Here is a 780-nt window from a genome sequence, read left to right on the forward strand (position 1 = left end):
GAGGCGGTGAATCACCGTCGTCGCGAGGCGGTCCGGCTGCGGCTCGATGGCCTGACGGTGGCCCAGGCAGCCGAGCGGGCCGGGGTGAGTGCGCCGACCGTGACCGCGGCTTTCGCCGCGTTCAAGCACGGTGGCTGGCCGGCAGTGGACGTCGGTCGGCGCGGCCGACCACGAAAGGCGCAGAGCCAGGCGGGGCCAGGCATGGGCGAGGACATGGGGGCGGCCTTGCAGGCCGAGCTCCGTGAGTCCCCGGGGTGCTGCTGGGACGTGGAGCGACTGTCCGAGGCGCTCGAGCAGCGCACTGGTGCCCGCCCCGATGCCCGGGCGATCCGCCGGCACTTAACCGACTGGGGACTGGTGCCGCGCCGCGGTGCGATGCCGCGCGGCAAGACCGGCCCGACCGGCAAGTGCCTTAATTGGGCGAGTGCCCATGACGCCACCGTGCTGGTGGGCAGCTTGCGGAACGTGCCTGGTGAGATGCCGGTGGCGGGCGGCTACCAGTTGACCGCCCAGGATGCTCGGGGGCGACTGTGGTTCGCCCTGTACGCCGAGCCGCCCCGGGTAGTTAACTACGTCGCCTTCTGGCAGACCGTGGCCGAGCGACTCGGCAGCCCGCTGGCGATCGTTACCCGCGGCATCGCGGTGCAATCGCCAGCGCTGCAACAAGCGTTGCGCCCCCACCGTGACCGCCTGAGGGTGGTGGCACGCCCCCGCAGTTCACGGCCGTTAGCGCGGCGAGAGCCGAAACGAATTCAAGACAAGACCAGGAATGGGAACCAC

General features: G+C 71.0%; 1 protein-coding gene. It reads left to right on the top strand.

What is annotated here, in order from left to right:
* The coding region (locus ABGV18_RS11480) for a helix-turn-helix domain-containing protein (protein WP_396586147.1) at nt 1-780 on the top strand (780 nt) is incomplete at both ends.

It is taken from the genome of Guyparkeria halopsychrophila, assembly GCF_044582135.1.
GTDB lineage: Bacteria > Pseudomonadota > Gammaproteobacteria > Halothiobacillales > Halothiobacillaceae > Guyparkeria.